General features: G+C 43.7%; 19 protein-coding genes and 1 riboswitch. Of the genes, 4 read left to right on the top strand and 15 right to left on the bottom strand.

Annotation, left to right across the window (positions count from 1 at the left end; all coding sequences use genetic code 11):
• Nucleotides 1-6: 6 nt before the first annotated feature.
• The 8 genes from NSQ99_RS07955 to NSQ99_RS07920 all read right to left on the bottom strand — a co-directional run bounded on the left by NSQ99_RS07955 (nucleotide 7) and on the right by NSQ99_RS07920 (nucleotide 5,456).
• The gene (locus NSQ99_RS07955; RefSeq protein WP_251670401.1) at nucleotides 7-294 is read right to left on the bottom strand and encodes a Dabb family protein; all 288 of its coding nucleotides are present in this window, start codon (nucleotides 292-294) and stop codon (nucleotides 7-9) included.
• Nucleotides 295-468: 174 nt separating this feature from the next.
• Complete coding sequence (locus NSQ99_RS07950; protein ID WP_251670399.1) at nucleotides 469-858, bottom strand: cytochrome C oxidase subunit II; 390 nt, start codon at nucleotides 856-858, stop codon at nucleotides 469-471.
• Between the two features lie 134 nt (nucleotides 859-992).
• On the bottom strand, nucleotides 993-1,412 hold the full coding sequence (locus tag NSQ99_RS07945; RefSeq protein ID WP_251670397.1) for a hypothetical protein: 420 nt from the start codon (nucleotides 1,410-1,412) through the stop codon (nucleotides 993-995).
• Nucleotides 1,413-2,230: 818 nt separating this feature from the next.
• Nucleotides 2,231-2,728 (bottom strand): preQ(1) synthase, encoded by a 498-nt coding sequence (gene queF / locus NSQ99_RS07940; RefSeq protein WP_251670395.1) that lies wholly within the window; start codon nucleotides 2,726-2,728, stop codon nucleotides 2,231-2,233.
• Nucleotides 2,729-2,766: 38 nt separating this feature from the next.
• Nucleotides 2,767-3,528, bottom strand: a complete 762-nt coding sequence (gene queE / locus NSQ99_RS07935) for a 7-carboxy-7-deazaguanine synthase QueE (protein WP_340836081.1) — start codon at nucleotides 3,526-3,528, stop codon at nucleotides 2,767-2,769.
• Nucleotides 3,528-3,986 carry a 6-carboxytetrahydropterin synthase QueD gene (queD, locus tag NSQ99_RS07930; protein ID WP_251670570.1) on the bottom strand — a complete coding sequence of 153 codons (459 nt, stop codon included), beginning with the start codon at nucleotides 3,984-3,986 and terminating at the stop codon, nucleotides 3,528-3,530. The genes queE and queD overlap by 1 nt, the downstream gene beginning before the upstream one ends.
• A gap of 2 nt (nucleotides 3,987-3,988) precedes the next feature.
• The gene (gene queC, locus NSQ99_RS07925) at nucleotides 3,989-4,642 is read right to left on the bottom strand and encodes a 7-cyano-7-deazaguanine synthase QueC (RefSeq protein WP_251670568.1); all 654 of its coding nucleotides are present in this window, start codon (nucleotides 4,640-4,642) and stop codon (nucleotides 3,989-3,991) included.
• A 155-nt stretch (nucleotides 4,643-4,797) separates the two neighbouring features.
• Nucleotides 4,798-4,841: riboswitch (PreQ1 riboswitch) on the bottom strand.
• 48 nt (nucleotides 4,842-4,889) lie between these two features.
• Nucleotides 4,890-5,456: a hypothetical protein gene (locus tag NSQ99_RS07920; protein WP_340836080.1), complete on the bottom strand. Its 567-nt coding sequence runs from the start codon at nucleotides 5,454-5,456 to the stop codon at nucleotides 4,890-4,892.
• 241 nt (nucleotides 5,457-5,697) lie between these two features.
• On the opposite strand from NSQ99_RS07920, the gene NSQ99_RS07915 reads away from it, so the two are divergent.
• Entirely contained in the window at nucleotides 5,698-6,624 is a 927-nt protein-coding gene (locus NSQ99_RS07915) for a hypothetical protein (RefSeq protein WP_340836079.1), read from the top strand.
• A 118-nt stretch (nucleotides 6,625-6,742) separates the two neighbouring features.
• Here the strand turns inward: NSQ99_RS07915 and NSQ99_RS07910 are convergent, their stop codons facing one another.
• The 5 genes from NSQ99_RS07910 to NSQ99_RS07890 form a co-directional block, all read right to left on the bottom strand.
• The gene (locus NSQ99_RS07910; protein WP_445670491.1) at nucleotides 6,743-10,033 is read right to left on the bottom strand and encodes an OmpL47-type beta-barrel domain-containing protein; all 3,291 of its coding nucleotides are present in this window, start codon (nucleotides 10,031-10,033) and stop codon (nucleotides 6,743-6,745) included.
• Nucleotides 10,034-10,319: 286 nt separating this feature from the next.
• Entirely contained in the window at nucleotides 10,320-10,727 is a 408-nt protein-coding gene (locus tag NSQ99_RS07905; RefSeq protein WP_251670388.1) for a VOC family protein, read from the bottom strand.
• 78 nt (nucleotides 10,728-10,805) lie between these two features.
• Nucleotides 10,806-11,405 carry a TetR/AcrR family transcriptional regulator gene (locus NSQ99_RS07900; RefSeq protein WP_340836078.1) on the bottom strand — a complete coding sequence of 200 codons (600 nt, stop codon included), beginning with the start codon at nucleotides 11,403-11,405 and terminating at the stop codon, nucleotides 10,806-10,808.
• Between the two features lie 45 nt (nucleotides 11,406-11,450).
• The gene (locus NSQ99_RS07895) at nucleotides 11,451-12,230 is read right to left on the bottom strand and encodes a DNA alkylation repair protein (protein WP_340836077.1); all 780 of its coding nucleotides are present in this window, start codon (nucleotides 12,228-12,230) and stop codon (nucleotides 11,451-11,453) included.
• Between the two features lie 10 nt (nucleotides 12,231-12,240).
• Nucleotides 12,241-12,669 (bottom strand): VOC family protein, encoded by a 429-nt coding sequence (locus NSQ99_RS07890; protein ID WP_340836075.1) that lies wholly within the window; start codon nucleotides 12,667-12,669, stop codon nucleotides 12,241-12,243.
• Nucleotides 12,670-12,922: 253 nt separating this feature from the next.
• Here NSQ99_RS07890 and NSQ99_RS07885 point away from each other — a divergent pair, with 253 nt between their 5' ends.
• The 3 genes from NSQ99_RS07885 to NSQ99_RS07875 all read left to right on the top strand — a co-directional run bounded on the left by NSQ99_RS07885 (nucleotide 12,923) and on the right by NSQ99_RS07875 (nucleotide 16,520).
• Complete coding sequence (locus NSQ99_RS07885; RefSeq protein WP_340836073.1) at nucleotides 12,923-13,495, top strand: TetR/AcrR family transcriptional regulator; 573 nt, start codon at nucleotides 12,923-12,925, stop codon at nucleotides 13,493-13,495.
• A 2-nt stretch (nucleotides 13,496-13,497) separates the two neighbouring features.
• On the top strand, nucleotides 13,498-14,541 hold the full coding sequence (locus tag NSQ99_RS07880; RefSeq protein WP_340836072.1) for a serine hydrolase domain-containing protein: 1,044 nt from the start codon (nucleotides 13,498-13,500) through the stop codon (nucleotides 14,539-14,541).
• Between the two features lie 236 nt (nucleotides 14,542-14,777).
• Nucleotides 14,778-16,520, top strand: a complete 1,743-nt coding sequence (locus NSQ99_RS07875; protein ID WP_340836071.1) for an ABC transporter ATP-binding protein — start codon at nucleotides 14,778-14,780, stop codon at nucleotides 16,518-16,520.
• A gap of 39 nt (nucleotides 16,521-16,559) precedes the next feature.
• On the opposite strand, the gene NSQ99_RS07870 is transcribed toward NSQ99_RS07875, so the two are convergent.
• A complete protein-coding gene (locus tag NSQ99_RS07870) occupies nucleotides 16,560-16,910 on the bottom strand; it encodes a DUF1048 domain-containing protein (protein ID WP_251670373.1) in 351 nt (116 codons plus the stop codon).
• 11 nt (nucleotides 16,911-16,921) lie between these two features.
• Complete coding sequence (locus NSQ99_RS07865; RefSeq protein WP_251670371.1) at nucleotides 16,922-17,269, bottom strand: DUF1048 domain-containing protein; 348 nt, start codon at nucleotides 17,267-17,269, stop codon at nucleotides 16,922-16,924.
• Between the last annotated feature and the right edge of the window lie 2 nt (nucleotides 17,270-17,271).

Raw genomic sequence — 17,271 nt, 5'->3', positions numbered from 1 at the left:
TTCCTCTTAGCTTTCGTAGTCTACTGCAACAGAGGATTCACGTACTACAGACATATGCTCGATCACTTTTTGATGTACAGGATGCACTTGATACGCATCAAGATCAGCCATCGAATCGAATTTCGTAATTAACGCTATATCATAAGAGCGCTCAGAATGCAGAATATCTACACCAACCTCGATATATTTTAATTGCTCGATCTTACCTTCCATATTACGCAGCACTTGTGCTGTTTCTTCAACTTTTGCTGGACTGTTGTCCTTTAATTTGAAAAATACAATATGTGTGATCAATGAGATTTCCTCCTACTATTCACTTAAAATGCACTGCTTCAATCTTTCTTAATGATACCCTAGTCGCCATTTTACGACAACTATAATCTCATTTTCGCTAACTCATTGCCACATGAGCTAGCAGGTGAGCTGTACAAAAGAAAAAAGAGCCCCGAAAGGCTCTTTTATAATCTACTATGCTGCTGTTACAATGAGCTTCGCAGTCATTGTAGCGTGTCCAGGTCCACATGGGATGTTACAAACAATCAAATATTCGCCTGGCTCTGTAAACGTATGCTCTGTTTCCGCGTTATCCTTGTCCAAACTAATTCCTAATTCTTCAATATCAATTCCATGAATTCCGCTTTTGTTAGAGAAACGCATAATGACAGTATCGCCAACGTTAGCAGTAAACTCCTCTTCATTAAAGGTAAAGTCATTTGATGCGATGATCTTCATCAAAGATACACCTTCAGGTAATGAAGCGGATTCATCTACAGGCTTATCCGGTAATCCGAAAGCCAATAGACATACAGCCATTACAGACGCAATCGATACTAAAGTAAACATAATCCATTTCTGCATTACAATGTGCTCCCCTTCTATATCATAATGTCTATTTCCTATATTACCTAACAAAGCCCAATTTTCTCAACCATTAACTAATTAAATTAGATAAGTTTTTCATCTTTATGACAAAATGATGAACATTTCTTGAATTATGCAGACATATATTGCTTCAGTACGCGTTCACATTCTACTTTTATAAAGCCCCACAGCATAAACAGCTGGTGGTGGTAGCCCCTGCACACGTATTTGGCAAGCAGCCCTTCCTTTTCCTGCAGCTCTTCATAAATTTTAATGCCATTCTTGCGGAACATGCGCCTTAGATCAGCCATATCAAGCAGAACACGATCCTGAACTCCACGAAGAATGGATTCGTACAAACGCGGCAGCTTAATTTTCGAATTGCCTATTGCCTTTACATCATGATCGATAATGCGCAGCACCATCTCAAGCAGTACATACTGTTTTATCGCATCTGACTCATATTGCTCCTGAAGCGGTATAGCTGGTGCAGAACTTGTCTTGCCCTCTGCTGCTAGTCTATGCTCACTTTTCGTATTAATGATACTCATTTTCGTACCTCCCTACAAGCTCCCGTTACCAACAGCGTTCCCCTCGTTTTCATTTACTATAACACGAACATATGTTCTTATTATATGCAGGAAGTGTGTAAAGATGCAACCATTTTTCAGCACTACGCAGACCGTACTCGGTTACACGGGCTTTTGCACGCTACGCAGACCGTACTCGGTTACACGGGCTTTTACACGCTACGCAGACCGTACTCGGTTACACGGGCTTTTGTGACCCGTTTTGTGGAATGATAACTTTAGTGGTACAAAACGGGTCACAAGGCCCGGCGCTGGCGCTTTCCACCGAGCAGGTTGCTCCGCTTGGAGCTCTTTGTGGGTATTCAGGGAGGCAATACATATGAAGCTTCCCTATGTACAAAGCGGGGTACAGGCCCAACGCTGGCGCTTTCCACTGAGCAGGTTGCCGCTTGGAGCTCTTTGTGGGTGGTTCAGGGAGGCAGAAATATATGAGGCTTCCCTATGTACTACAAAACGGGGCACAAGGCCCGACGCTGGCGCTTTCCACCGAGTAGGTTGCTCCGCTTGGAGCTCTTTGTGGGTGGTTCAGGGAGGCAGAAATATATGAGGCTTCCCTATGTACAAAGCAGGGTACAAGCGCAGCGCTGACGCTTTCCACTAAGCAGGTTGCCGCTTGGAGCTTGTGTATGAGTGGATCAGGGAGGCAGTGCCTTGAGGGCGTTATACGATGTAGAAAAAACCAGCATCGGTGGTGCACGCTTTAACAGGCGCGATTACCGATGCTGGCTTAGATATTTAAGTCACGTATTTATAATAATAATAATAAATAATTGCTATGCTTATCGATTATCGATTTTTTCTGGGTACAAATCATGATTCATGAGGCGGTAATCAGCCATTTGCTCATATTTTGTACCAGGACGTCCCCAGTTTGTGTACGGGTCGATAGAGATTCCACCACGAGGGGTGAATTTGCCCCATACTTCAATATAACGTGGATTCATAAGCTTAATTAAATCGTTCATAATAATGTTCATGCAGTCCTCGTGAAAATCTCCATGGTTACGGAAGCTGAATAAATATAGCTTCAACGACTTGCTTTCCACCATTTTCACATCAGGAATATAAGAAATATAGATCGTCGCAAAATCTGGCTGGCCTGTAATCGGACATAGACTAGTGAATTCTGGACAGTTAAATTTAACAAAGTAATCACGATTTGGATGCTTGTTGTCAAATGTCTCAAGCAGCTCTGGCGCATAGTCGAACGGGTACTTAGTCCCTTGGTTGCCAAGCAATGTAATTCCTGTAAGTTCTTCTTGTTTTCTACCTTCCATCTGATACTCTTCCTTCCTACTCAACATATTAAGGGCTACTATACCCCTTTTTTATTGCCCCACACCCACGTATGAAGCTGCGGCAGCACATAAACCGAATTCAGTTCCGCATCTGCCATCGTACGGTCAATTAGCCATTCATAGCGTTCAAGCAAATAAGGCAGCAATCGTGCAGCTTCCTGCTCCGCCAGCTCATCATTACCGGCTTGTACATAAAAAGGCACTTTCGGATACCGCTGATGCACCCGCTTCGCATAGGCTAAATCCTCTTCATTGAAGACGACAACCTTGAGGCAAAATTGAGACTGATGCTTTACTAATTTTTCGACAATATCATCCAGCTTCTCCCAGTTTGTATCCATCTTAGAGCTCGGAGGTTTAGGCGAGATCGTCAGATCATCAATTAACAGGAACCAATCCTGCCAACGGCTGCCTTGGGTTTCCAGTGCAACCTGCTTGCCTCTAGCATGAAGCTGCTCGATGAGCTCTCCAAGCTGCGACAGCAGCGCAGGATTCCCCCCAGAAAGCGTCACGTGATCATAGCAATCCTGACCAAGCGCATCGAGCTCAGCAATAATTTGAGCGGACGTAAGCATTCTAATATCATCCTTCGCACTTCCGTCCCAAGTGAATGCAGAGTCGCACCAAGCACAGCGATAATCACAGCCTGCCGTACGGACAAACATCGTTTTTCGTCCGATGACCATCCCTTCTCCTTGCACTGTTGGTCCAAAAACCTCTAGCACTGGAATCGCGCGAGCTGTTGTAGCTTCACTCGGCTTCACTTCAACAGCTTCCATTAGCGGCTCCCTCCTTGCAGCTCGCGAAGCAGCTCAACTGGACGATATAAGCAATAGCTTGTTGGTGTTTCACGCAAAAACACTTGAAGGCACATCGGCTTATTGTCAGTCGTTGCCAAGTAATTCGCAATAATCTCGTAAATCGTCCGAGCTACAACCTCAGTAGTTGGAAAAAAATCAGGCTGCTCATCATTAAAGGTATCGTTATGCTCATTAAGTAGCGTATGATCGAAACGATCATGTATCAGCTGCTTAATCGTTGCAAAGTTCACTAAAAATCCAGTATCATCCAGCTCATTGCCGGCTACAGTAACGTTAGCGAAATACGTATGTCCATGCACTCGCTGGCATTTTCCAGCTTTTGAAGAGGGAACATAGTGTGCAGCTGCAAACTGAAAATCCTTGTTAAGCTCATAGGCAAAAGGATGCTGAACCTGCGGATAGAGCTGTTGTAGCATCATTAGCCCTCCCGTCTTTCCAAGTATTGTTCAAGTCCTCGGCGACGTAGCTGACAAGCAGGACACTCCCCGCAGCCATCCGCAACGATGCCGTTATAGCACGTTAGTGTTCGCTCACGAACGAAATCAAATGCCCCCAAATCATCTGCTAGACGCCATGTTTCTGCTTTATCTAGCCACATAAGTGGTGTATCTATAACGAACGAATAGTCCATCGCCAAATTTAATGTTACATTTAATGACTTTACAAAAATGTCACGGCAATCTGGATAACCGCTAAAATCAGTCTCGCAAACACCGGTTACAATATGCTTTGCTCCGATTCCTTTAGCAAGCACGGCTGCAAAGGAAAGAAACAACAAATTACGTCCTTCCACGAAGGTTGTAGGAACTTCGCCATCCTTCGCTTCAATTTCAATATCAGAGCGCGTGAGTGCATTAGGGGCAAGCTGATTAAGCAATCCCATATCGAGCACATGGTGCTTTACACCAAGCTCCTTCGCGATACTAGCAGCACAATCAAGCTCTTGGGCATGGCGCTGTCCATAATGAAACGTTACCGTTTCTACCTCGGCAAAGTTTTTTAACGCCCAAAATAAACAAGTGGTGCTATCCTGACCACCACTAAAAACTACGACTGCTTTTTCTTGCTGCAGCATAGATACTCCTCCTGACCAATAATGATCAATCGATAACAAATCCAAGCAACGTACGCCCCAGCTATCCAACAAAAAACGGTGAGCATTGCTAGAAGCAATACTCACCGAACACAAAACAACGATACCGTACTATACATTGATAGCGGCTATCGTTCCGTTTAGTTTTTTATAGAGGGAGTTCGCGAACCTCTCCTGAGACTACATGAGTAGCTGCTCAGAACTTTTGTTCAATTGTCAACTGTTACTATAGCATAATCTTGTCTAAAGCTTCAAGCGTTCGAATCGTATGCTCGATCAATGACTCTAAATCCTCCATCTGATCCTCATTAATTCGGCGATTGAACGGTAGAAGAATTTCATTTTCATAGTAGCGTGGGACCCACAGCTCAGCCCCTTCAATAGGATAGGCATGATCGCCAAAGGTTGCTGTTAACCGCTGAACGGGGATTAAATCTCGATTCCAGGCTTCCTCAATCACTCGCTCGATTTGCGGACAATCGACCGTCGGCTGCTCAACACTGCCTGTAAATTTCAATAGCAGGCTGCAGGCTGGATTTGTACCTGAACGTTCAAGTAGTTCATCGGATAAATCCTCGATCGAGGTGGATAATATAATTTCAGCCTTAACCGCACAGCTTTGCTCGCGATCAGGCAGCATAAAGCCAAGAGACCACCGCCTTGACATAACAGCCATATCCAAAATATCTGTACGACTTGTTATGACGATTCTTTGGTCCAAATTATCAAGATCATACAGCTGATTTTCGAAGGCTACCTTTAAATTTTCAAATACGACAGGATCGTACAACAACGACAACCATTCCTTTCACTAATAAAACCACTTACCATCGGTGTAATGATAATAATGCAACCAACATTATTTTGCACCGTACAATAATAGCATAAACTATATAAAACGATTACATTTTCAGACATCCGACAAACATTCTTCAAATAATGCATCCATCGGACTACAAAATATCGTATACTAATCTAGAAACCTTAAACCAATTATAAAATTTGGAAATGAAAATCAATGCAGGGGTGACAGAATGGAAGACATAAAAAAAGCCTATGAAGAGCTAGGTCTTGAACCATTTGCAAGTAAAGGACTCGTTGAACAACGCTATGATCAGGCTTTGCGGAAGCACAGAGCAAGAACAAAGCAAGCTGCCCTAGGTCAAACACTACCTGATGATGGTTTTGATTTTGATAAGATTACGGCAGCGTATCGAGCGATCTTAGATTATGAAACGAAACAATATACAGAAGCTTTTGAGCAAGAGGAATACGGTAAATACAAAAAAATGGCTGGACAAGCAAAGAAGCTTGATCATTTTTGGCGCTATTATAAAATTCATACCTTCGTAGCAATCGGGCTCGTTATAGCGCTCATTTACGGTATCGTTGCTTTTATCGATCGTCAAGAGGAAAAGCGCTATCTTGCAAGCTTGCCACCAATTGACTTATCTATTTCATTTATCGGTAACTACTTTGATACGACTGATGATAAAAACTTTGAAACAACGAATGAGAAATTTTTAACTGATTTCCCAGAGTTTCAGCGTGTCGTAACGGAAATGATTTATGTCCCTGATGATCCTTCGATGCAATATGCATATTTGCAAAAGGCGATGGTCATGCTGATGACAGAAACACCTGATCTTTATATCGCAGACGAGGCCATGAAGGATTGGACTTTCCAGCAGGCAGGAATGTATATTGAGCTAGACAACGTAGAGTCATTATCACATCTTGTAGATAGCAAGTACGCTGTCAAGGGAGCCGTACAGGAGGATAATGAACCGATCGGGCCAGAGCACGTCTATATGATCGATCTAACCGAAAGCGATCTAGCGAAGGATCTGCCAATTGCTCACACCAAATTGCTTGTTGGCATTCGCGCGAATGCGCCAAATGCAGAAAAAGCACTGCAGTTTATTGAGCACTACGCAGCTACACTTCCATCTGAACAATAAAACAAAGCGACTCAGGTGACTATGCGTCATAGCCACCTGAGTCGCATTATTTTGAATAACTTACAGCTAAGAAGCAAGGAGCGCGTGGAATGTCCACGTGCTCCTTGCTTCTCCTTTATTATGCTGCTTGTCTGGATTGCTTAACGGTAACGGTAATCGTCTTGCTGAATGTAGAACCAGCCGAGTTAACGAGCTCACAACGATACTCATATACTCCTGGCGCGCGACCGGACACCACTGTAACGGCATTTTGTGCTGTCGGCGTCGCTTCCGTCAAGCTTTGAGTGTCGATTAGCTCGCCATTTTCGTACAAGCGATATTCACTAGCGTTTGTCCCCCACCACATGTTCATTGAGATGTTGTAGCTGCCATCGCCATCCCAGTTATTGTGAGATAATACCGATAGACCAGGAGCAGCATCCTTCACCGTTACGGTAAGCGGAGCACTTACTGTTGTACCATGGCTGTTAGACAATTCCGCTACATAGGTATAGCTGCCATTCCCCTTGCCTGATACGTCCACCTTCACTGTTTGTGCTGAAGGAGACGCATCGGTCAGCTTCGTTGTATAGATCAGCTCGCCATCCTCATACAGCTTATAGACGGAGCCGTTATTGCCCCACCACATATTCATCGTTACGGTGAAGCTGCCAGCTAGCAGCCCGTTAGCATGACCATTGTTATGGCTTAGCACAGGCTTACCCGGAGCTGCTGTGGAAAGCTCCTCTACTACCGTAAATGCTGCACTTCCCTCTGTTAGATGACCAGCTATGTCAGTAACGACATAGCTAACCACATGCTCACCGACACCTAGATCAGCTGCTGAAAGCTCCGTACCGGTTACGAGTGACTCCCCGTCCAGCAGCAGCTCAGCAGAAGCAATGCCAGATTGACTATCTGAGGCAGCAAGCTCGAAGCTGACTGTCTCCTTGACTGAGACGTCTTCAAGCTGTCCACCAGCTTGCGTCAGCACGGCAGTTGGCGCTGTTAGATCAAGCTTAATAAGAAGACTGCTTGCTTCTTCTTCGTTCCCTGCTTGGTCGATAGAATAATAGGATAGATAATTAATTCCTTCATTACTTAATTGAATTGGAGCAGTATACGTAAGCGTTTCGCTCCCATTCAACACGTAGTAAGTCGTTATAGGCCCCTCTGAATTATCAGTAGCCGATAATGTAACAGTTACAGCTTCTTTATGCCAGCCTTCTGCAGCAGGAGCTGGTTGCTCTGACAATACTGCGCTAGTCACTGGTGCGAGCACGTCTAAGGAGGCTGCAGCCTCCGCAAAATCCTCCAAGCCTCTCGGCTTAAGCTGATACACATCTTTAAAAATGGCTGATATGCCCGTAATATCTACAATATCTCCTTCCTCGAAAGGAAAGTTTGTCAATGATAAGCTGGTACGCCCATCAACACGCACATGGCTGGTGTGGCTACCGCTAACGGCATCAAATTCAAAGGATCCAGCTGGAGCTGCCTCAATTATGTTCTCAATCGTCACATTACGCAGCACAACCAGCTGAGCTTGATTCGCGTCATCAATAGACTCAGCTTCGGCTGCTGTCGGTAGCTCCGCGGTGCCAGTCTTTTCAATCGCAACGATATCCGTCAATTCCAGCTCTGTGTTAAAGAGCGTCAGTGGAGCTGTAATCTTCACCTTATCCCCTTGATGAAATCCGCTCTGCGTCTGAAACACGTATATACCAGCTGTCTCATCCTGTACGTAGAACCCCTGAGCACCGAACAAGCCAGGCTCCGTCGTAATAACACCCTCAACGGTAACCGTTGCGCCTACTGACTTGGTACGTGCTTCTTCAATAGAAATCAGTGCAGGGATTGGTCCCTCCTCGCCAGGGAGCTCCTCTGCTGGAACATTAGCCAGCTGAACACTTTGTGTCAATAAATTCGTTCCGTTCTGACGCAAACGAAGATTGGCCGTCGTTGCAGTAGTATTAGGATTAAGGCGAACCGTCAAATCCTTAAACGCACGACCATTACTGTCAGAGGTTACGCTGTATGCCGTACTATAGCCATAGCTAGTCGGCCACGTTCCATCCTCTCGCTGAAACTGAGCAATTTGAGTGCCTCCCGTTAAGTAAATGCCTGTGCTAAAGCCTGACACCGTCGTATTCGGCGGCAAATTCGTTACAACAACTCGAATTTGAAAGATTTGTTGCGTAGGCAGCTGCGACTGATGCAAGAAGCTATACTCCGCTTGTGCAGCAGCTGCAGGTCCACCATAGGAGCCCGGCTTAAATGTCGAGCTGTCATACCATTTATAGCCCGCAGCTGGAGCAGACCAAGGCTCGGATTGAGGCTCCGTTGAAGCAGAAGGTTCCTCCATTGGCAGCAGAACGGTCGGCTGATCAAGCTGCAATCCAGTGACTTGTGCAAGACTCGTATAGTCCTCCTGCTCAGCAAGCCAATCAATAAGATTAAGCAGTAGAACGGCATCATCCTGCTCCTTAAAGCCGTCATAGGTCGTTTTTCTAGCGCCAGTCTCCTCACGCAAATATTTCGGTGATGCGTCCTCAACCGGAGAAGAATCCCCGATAAATGCCGCTTTGCCTTTGCCTTTTTTCGCTACTGCTACATAGGGGCCTTCGGCAATGCCACCGCCGTTGTACACACCTTGGTCAACTGCATTCCCCCATGCTGCATTTGTTTCTGGCACATAGACGATACCTTTCGCCTTTGTCGGATCAGTAATCGCAAGCGTCGATCCAGCATGCATCGCTACAGCCTCTACGCCATCTGTAATGCCAAATGCCTGCTCTGATTCAACAATAACATTCGCTGTTACATCGCCTAGTGCATTATAACGAAAACGAACGCCAAAATTATCACTTAGCCAGTCAGAGCTAACAACACCCTGCATCGCTGCAATTTCTTCTGCATTCATCCCTTTTGTAGGATTATCCCACGCTCCACGTCGGTAACCATTAATCGATTCAGAGCCATCCCAGCGGTTTTTATTTCGATCAGCATTGTAATGGTCGCCGATAAAGAAGATGCTTCCGCCATCCTCTACATATTGCTCCATCGCCTCTTGTTCAGATTGCTTGAACGGAATGTTCGGCTCCGCAACGACAAATACGTCATAATCCTTCAGATCATCATAGGTGAACGGGCTTGACTTACGAAGCTCCTTAACGTAGTAGCCATCCGCCGCAATCGCTTGTCCAAAATCAGAAAATCCTCCGTCAATGACCCAATCCGCTGCACCCGCCGTCTGAGCGTGCGTATTGTCGAATAGCACCTTCTTACCAGCATTCTCGTTCACAACCTTCGCGTTAATGAACGGCGCTGGATCAGCAGGTCCATCTGCCAGTACAACCTGCGCGCTCATCGTCAACGTTAGTGCTGCAAGAGCTGCAGCCAGTAAGCGCTTGTACGGTTTCCAATTCATCACTTGTCCCTCCAACATGATATTTTTATCAGTCATGATGTCGTGGTCTAAGAATGCAGTTTCATTCTATCATCGTAATGAACAAGCTTGGGTTTAGTTTTTGTAAATATAGGGATTTATTGCATTAATTTTCAAAATCTTAACTTAATAAATGTTACGGAGATTATATAGAATTTGTATTTAAAACATGAGAGTCCCGAATCTCTTACTTCACGTAAGTGTTCAGGACTCTCATCTATTAGGCGGGAGTTACCCAGCCTATTTCATATAAAATACGTTCAAATTTTCAGGCTTCATGACTGAATTGCCATTCGATGTTGAATTTATCAGTTAGGCTGCCGTAGCATTTGCTCCATGGTGTCTCCTGCAGCTCCATCATTACACTCACGCTGTCCACCTTTAACTTTTCGAATGCATCTCTTATTGCCTTCTCATCGTTACTTACATAAGCAATTGTAAAGTTAGTCCCCTGCTGAAAAGAAGTTCCTGGTATATTGTCGGAGATCATTAATTTACCACCAGCAATATCTAGGTTCGTGTGCATGATCAAATTCTCGGTTCCCGGGGGTAAGTGCTCTGAATGTACCGATCCGAAGGTCATAAGCTGTGGTTCGGGAAGACCAAATACTTCTGCATAATACAATGCAGCCTCTCGTGCATTTCCGTCGAAAATTAAATATGGATTCAAAGCCAATGTAATCTCTCCTTAAATGGTTGTTTACTAGCCATTTCATTATAACAAAAGGACTCTTGGAATAAAAAATCTCTTATCTTAGGAATGCATCGTACGTTGATTAAAGCCTTCTAAAAACACAGTAAGCATCTTCATAATTTCCTCAGAGGCTTTCAACTGCTCAGATTCGTTGGCAAGCCAAAGAGCAAGCTCATTTAATCCGCCTGAAATAAAATAAGTCGTTGCATCGAGGGGAGTATTCCGAAAAAATCCTTCGTTTTGCATAATTTCAAGCTGACCCTTTAATAGTCGCATGGAATGCTTTTTATCCATCTCTCTCCAAACTTCCCAGCCAAGAATAGACGGACCATCAATTAGCATAATTCTCTTTCTTTGCTCTTCTACGGCTGCCATAATAAACGCGCGGCAACCCAAGTAAAGCTGCTGCCATACATCTTCGCTAGTCGACGCCTCACGCTCCACACGCTCAGCAACCTCTCGTTGAACATCCTCTAGTACGATTCGAAACAGCTCTTTCTTATTGCGAAAATGGTGATAGACTGCGCCCCGTGTTAAGTCCGCTTCAAGAACGATCGCTTCTAATGCTGTATCCGCATAACCATACTTATTAAAGTGGGTTCTAGCCACACTAATAAGCTTTCGAATCGTTTCCGTTGTTTCTTCCTTACTTCTCCTCATGATTGACAAGCTCTCCATTCATCAGACATGTATGCTCCTATATTACTAGAGTCCCTTTACTATTGCCAATGCCTCCTGATCCCCTGACTTCACTAACGATCTTAATGCGTGGCGAACCATGCTTGGAGCGTGATCCCAGCCTATACTTCGTTTATCGTCAATCCACTTTATCGTGACTTGTTTGTAATCCTTCGTCAAATCATTCAAATGATTAGCTACAGAACGTCTAACATAACTAGAGGAGTCATCTAATAACGGCTCAAGCAAAGCGAGATTACGCATAGGATCCCCTCCAAGAGCACTTATCCGTTTAGCCCATGGAAGACGAGGTCGAGTCCCTTCACTGACCAAACGGCGCACATGAGCATTCGAATCGTAAGACCAGACGGTTAATGTTTTAATACAATCCTCAAGATAGTGGTGAAGGTATGGACGAATGGCATATTCCGATGTATGTCGTTTTGTAATTTCATATAGAGCATTCATAGAAATCTGAAATTGCTGCAGCCCATATCTTTCTACAAAGTTTGCTACAGGCATAAGGAAATAGCCCTCTGTGAACATGCCTTGCTCATATTCATTTTCCGGTCCAACAATATTTAATAAAACAGCAAGCTGATCGGAGTATTCCAAAGGTAAATTTCGGTTCAGCTCATCTGCAATCCTTTGCACTCTTGCCTTCAGTTCTAGCTCATTTACATTTTGCTCCACAGCATTAACAAAGCTAGATACCTGAAAACTAGGATAGAAGGGTTTGATTAGCTCAGCTAGCCGAACAGCGAGCTCTTTTCCGAAGTAGTTTTTTAGTGGTGTATAGGATTCCATAACACTCTCCTTATTTCCAGATTTCCTCGATGTATTGGCTATTATAGTCATCTGTGGGAGCAATAACGCTAATGACATCAATTAAGATCCCATTAGGATCGGAGGTGATGAAATGACGCTGTCCAAAATCCTCGCTTCTAATCTCAAGTTCAAGGGGAAGCTTAGCCCCACGAATAAGACGATCGTATTCTGCATCTACATCGTCTACTTCAAAGTTAAGGATCAGCCCGTTTATTTTGCTCCTATAGCCCTCGGGAATCGTCGGATGAGCTGCATCGAGTATAGCCAACTCAAATGGAATTGTATGACTAGACATTCTCAAACTGACATACCAATCTGCCTCGAACACCTTCTCAAATCCAAAATGCTTCGTGTAAAACTCGGCTGTTGTTAACACCTGTTCTGTTAATATAACGGGATAAAAACTGGATACTTTCAAAATAAAACCCCCTTCGTTAATTTAAGGAGATCTTAACATACATACTGTATGTATGTAAACTGGATAATTGGTATGATTTATAAAAAATGACATTAGATGATCTCGCTTGATACGAGCTTTCTTACCTACTGCTAAAAAAACAATCATGATCGTCGTCCAAAACCCCTTTACACAATCGGAAAATATTGTATAATCATCAATATAGATCATATGTTATATATCAAGTGATTTACAATAAAAGGAGCAGCTCATTATGGCACCAAAAAACAAATTTACGAAGGAACAAATTATCGATGCCGCTTTTGAGATCGCATGCATTGAAGGCTTGCAGGGCATAACGATCCGTAAGGTAGCAGACCAATTGGGAAGCTCTATTGCTCCCATCTATGTCAATTTCACAGATATTAATGAGTTAATAAAGGAGGTTGTGAAGAAGGTTTCGGAGATCAGCAAGCAATATTTATCGGAAATTAACAGTGGGAACCCTTTCCACGATATTGGAGTAGCTAGCGTTCGATTTGCCAAGGATTACAGTGTACTATTCAGAGATCTCGTAATGAGACCTAACGACCATCTTCAAGATTATGATGAAAATATGGGTAACGACCTTGTAGAGATGATGAAGGAAGATGCGGATCTTGAGGGACTTTCTAGCGAGGAACTCAAGCTAATTCTGTTAAAAATGAGAATATTTCAGACAGGTCTATCTGTTATGGTCGCAAACGGACTATTGCCGCACAGTGTTAGTGAAGAACAAATCATAGAATTACTGGACAGCACAGCATCAGATCTCATTGTTGCTGCTCGCTATAGGAGGCAATCATGAATATGGAAATTTCAAAACAAAAATTCCAAAACATTTTCGAAAAGGTTACAAAGAAAAAGCAAATACATGAATCAGTTCTTCTCGTAGAAAACTCCAATGGAGATGTTTCATACAGTATTGGATACGGGGGTAAGAATGTAGATACGCCATTCCTTATTGCAAGTATTACAAAGCTGCTCACAACCACTTGTATTTTTATTTTGAGAGAGCAAGGAAAACTTTCACTGAACGATGCATTAACAAAATATTTAAAAGAAGATACATTAAAGAACCTTCACGTCTACAAAGGTCAAGATTATTCTAATAGACTTACCCTCTCGAACTTATTGTGCCATACAAGTGGGTTGAGGGATGCGATTGAAGAGGGTAGCAATAAGTCGAAGCTACGTGCTCTTTCTAATGATGTGTACATTGAATTTGATGAAACGATAACTAAGACGAAGGAAATAAAACCACACTTTGCACCAGGTATGGGGAAAAGAGCTCATTACGCCAATATAAACTTTGACATCCTCGGAGAAATCATTGAAATTGTTACTAATTCACCATTGGAAGATGTATATAGACAATTAATTTTTGACCCTTTAGAGCTCAAGAATACTTATCTCCCAACGAATGAGGATGATTTTATCCCGAAAGTTTATTATAAGGACACTGCCTATTCCCGTCCCAAATTAATTAGGAGCATTCGGGCAAGTGGCGGTTGTGTTTCTACGGCTCGTGAATTAATGGTATTTATCAAGGCTTTCTTCAAAGGAAAGTTATTTAATAGTACTGTTTTTCATGAACTAAAAGTAAATAACAGGCTGCAGGCTTCTATGTTTCCCATACATTACGGTGCTGGATATATGAGAATTCCACTAAATGGTCTTGCTACTCTTTTTGCGGGGAAAGGCGAGTTAATTGGTCATTCTGGTTCAACAGGTTCCTTAGCATTCTACTATCCCGAAAAGGATATGTTTTTTGTTGGAGATGTCAATCAAATGGAAAACCCAGCAACTCCTATACAGCAGGTGATACGACTTGCCATGTCTATGAAATCATAATTGATTTACGCGTTTGACCCCGCTCTTGGAATTTACTATAAAGTGTTCAATTGTTGGATTATTTTTCTATACACCCTGTACACAATTGCCTATAATGGTGGTATTAACCTATAAGGAGGAATTGACATGAAAAAAATGATGGTATCCGCACAAGCATATAAGGGTGGAACGATCTCTTAACTTGTGAACGGCCCCCCTTATATGTGTCTAAAAACACAAAAAGGGGTTAACGATCCATGCAATTTCCTGTAAAAAGATTTCTTTCTTATTATAAGCCTTATTTATCATTGTTTATTGGAATCATGGCTTGCGTTTTATTGGTATCCTCTCTTAGTCTGGTGTTCCCGCTGCTCGTCAGGCATGTTACGAAGAACATCCTGGAAAGCGATCTTTCGACCGCATTGAGTCAAGTGTACTGGATTGGCGGTCTCATGGTATTGCTGATCGTCATCGAGAAAGTAGGCAACCACTTCATCGACTATAAAGGCCATGAACTCGGCGCTCGCATGGAACGGGATTTGCGCAGTGAGCTGTTTGCTCATATGCAGAAGCTCTCCTTCAGCTTCTACGATAAGCAACGTGTAGGCCAGCTCATGTCTCGCATCACGAACGATTTGCTGCTGCTTTCTGAACTGTATCATCACGGTCCCGAAGACTATATGAGATATTTCATTCGCTCGGTTGGCGCATTCGTCATCCTGTTCTCGATTAACGCACCATTAGCCGTCGTTGTTCTGTGCTTTATGCCTATCCTAGCTGTCTTCACTCTGGTATTTAACAAGAGACTGAACAGAACACTGCGACATAACAAAGAACGAATTTCAGATGTTAACGCGCAAGTGGAGAATAGTCTGTCGGGTATCCGAGTCGTGCAGTCATTCAGTAATGAGCAGATAGAGATCGACAAGTTTAACGCAGAGAATGAACGTTTCCTAGAGAGTCGCAAGAAGACATACTGGGCTGAAGCTCTATTCTACAATGGCTTTCAAATTTTGATCCACCTCATCACCGTTGCGGTGATCATTTACGGAAGTACACACATCATTAATCAGACACTAGATTTATCCGATCTGATTACGTTTTTGCTTTATATAACATTTATGACTGAGCCTTTACGCGCATTGGCTCACATGAGTAGTCAGCTACAAGAAGGCGTAACAGGCTTCCAGCGTTTTATGGAAATAATGAACCTAAAGCCCGCAATCGAGAATAAGCCTAGTACAGTAAACTTGACTGAAGTACGCGGGGAGATAGAATTCAAGAATGTCTACTTCCGCTACGAGGAGCATTTGGACGATGTTCTAGTAAACCTGTCGCTGCATATACAGCCCGGTGAGTATGTAGCGCTAGTTGGTCCGTCTGGCATCGGGAAAACAACGCTGTGCTCACTTGTCCCCCGCTTCTATGATGTAACCGACGGTGAAGTACTGCTGGACGGGATCAATGTTCGTGACCTTGAATTGTCTTCGTTAAGACAATCTATTGGGGTTGTACAGCAGGACGTCTACTTATTTGCAGGAACCGTAATAGATAATATCCGTTACGGCAACCCCTCCGCCACCGAAGAAGAGATTATGGCCGCAGCAAAACAAGCGAACGCTCATGATTTTATCATGAGTCTGCCTAATGGCTACCATTCAGAGGTCGGACAACGAGGCGTGAAGCTCTCTGGGGGCCAGAAGCAGCGGCTAAGCATCGCTCGTGTATTTTTGAAGAATCCGCCTTGCCTCATTCTCGATGAAGCGACCAGTTCGCTAGATAATGAAAGTGAGAGCATCGTTAAGGAATCGCTAGAGATACTGGCCAAAGGGCGGACAACGATCGTTGTTGCTCATCGCCTATCTACGATTCGCAATGCTGGGCGAATTATCGTACTAACGAAAGACGGGATCGCAGAACAGGGTACGCACCAATCACTGCTAGCACGCGACGGTGTATACGCACAGCTGTATGCGAAGCAATTCGAGCACCAAGTATAGAGTGAAACATAACCATCGGCCCTTCCTACGAGGGTCGATTTACTTACTTTTCCCCTTAACCTTGTTCATGGCCTTATTCACTTCCTGATCAACGTATTCTTGATAGATATCAGTGTAGGTCTTCGAATCTTTGATTAAATCGTCACAGAAAGCTGCTACATCATTGCCCGTCACTTCAAGCACACCTTTCCCTAATGCAGCCCCTTCTTCAAATAAATCGACAATCCCCGAGAGCAAACCAATTCCGTTGTTTAATTCAACTGGTCCCACCTTAAAGAAATATTTTTGAATCTCTTTATATACAAACCGATAATCTTCAGGAAGTGCTTTGACACGCGCCATATGCGCGCGCCACTCTTTTTTACCTTGTATCATATCTTGTATGCTCATATTAACCCCTCCTATTTACCTAGTTTTTTTGCGATATTATTGTTCAACTGCTCACGCCACTTATCGCGATAAGACTTTACACCATCCACGCCTAGTAACGCTGAACAGAAGCCCTTAATATCGTCACCCAGAGCATCATGCACACGCTGACCATCCGCCGCCGTTTCTTCGAGCAGGCCAAGCACACCGTCAAGGATCGGCATAAGCTTACGACCAGTGAAATCAGAGTGCTGCCATAGATGAGTATTGATTTGTTCCCATGCCGCTTGATATTCCGCTGGCAGCTTTTTGACACGTGTTTCAAATGCCTTCATTTCTTTAGTTATGTCACTTCCTGTGACTTTTTCCCAAAAGCTCATTA

Source organism: Paenibacillus sp. FSL W7-1287, assembly GCF_038004245.1.
In the GTDB taxonomy this organism is placed as follows: domain Bacteria; phylum Bacillota; class Bacilli; order Paenibacillales; family Paenibacillaceae; genus Pristimantibacillus; species Pristimantibacillus camelliae.
The sequence above is the reverse complement of the archived record's forward strand: the minus strand, read 5'-3'. Positions and strand labels throughout refer to the sequence as shown.